General features: G+C 48.0%; 1 pseudogene. It reads right to left on the bottom strand.

From position 1 onward, the window contains the following. Window positions 1-798 (bottom strand): annotated as a pseudogene (locus tag JMW90_RS13410) (YgiQ family radical SAM protein); the annotation flags it as partial.

Raw genomic sequence — 798 nt, 5'->3', positions numbered from 1 at the left:
ATTTTATGCTTACGTGCTGTCATCGGTTTAGTAAAGCCACGCATTTGTACGACTTGTGTCTCTTCATCGACTTGGTCAGTATTCAAGATTTTATTGGTCACTGGTTCAGACACAAATCCTGGATATTGCCCTGACATTGATTGTCTAACAGGAGAGGCGCTAGGCTTATCTTGTTCGATTGAGCATTGGTCAAGATCTTCGGTCATCACATATGGGTTGATAATCGGATCAACACGACCAACGGTATCGACATCATTACTGGCAACTTCGGTCATGCCTGCTTGCCAATGACGGCGCGTCGGCGTGAGCAAGTACGCTGTACCGCGCAAATTGCTCATTTGCTCAAAGCTATAGCCTTTTGATAGACCATGTACCACATCGACGATGGCGCGCTCAGCATTACCATATAATAAGACATCAGCACGGGCATCAAGCAAAATACTACGGCGTACTTTATCTGACCAATAATCATAATGCGCGATACGGCGTAGACTGCCTTCGATACCGCCTAAAATAATCGGCACATCAGGATAGGCTTCACGGCAACGCTGACTATAGACGATAGCCGCGCGGTCAGGACGTTTGTCCGCGACGTTGCCAGGAGAGTAGGCGTCATCACTACGGATCTTACGATCAGCCGTATAACGGTTAATCATGCTGTCCATGTTGCCCGCCGTCACGCCATAAGCGTAGACAGGTTTGCCAAGTTCCATAAAGGCATCTTTACTCTTCCAATCTGGCTGAGCAATGATACCGACACGGATACCTTGTGATTCTAGCAAGCGCCCGATAATCGCC

Source organism: Psychrobacter glacincola (assembly GCF_904846215.1).
Lineage (GTDB): Bacteria > Pseudomonadota > Gammaproteobacteria > Pseudomonadales > Moraxellaceae > Psychrobacter > Psychrobacter glacincola.
This window is presented reverse-complemented; position numbering and strand designations above follow the sequence as displayed.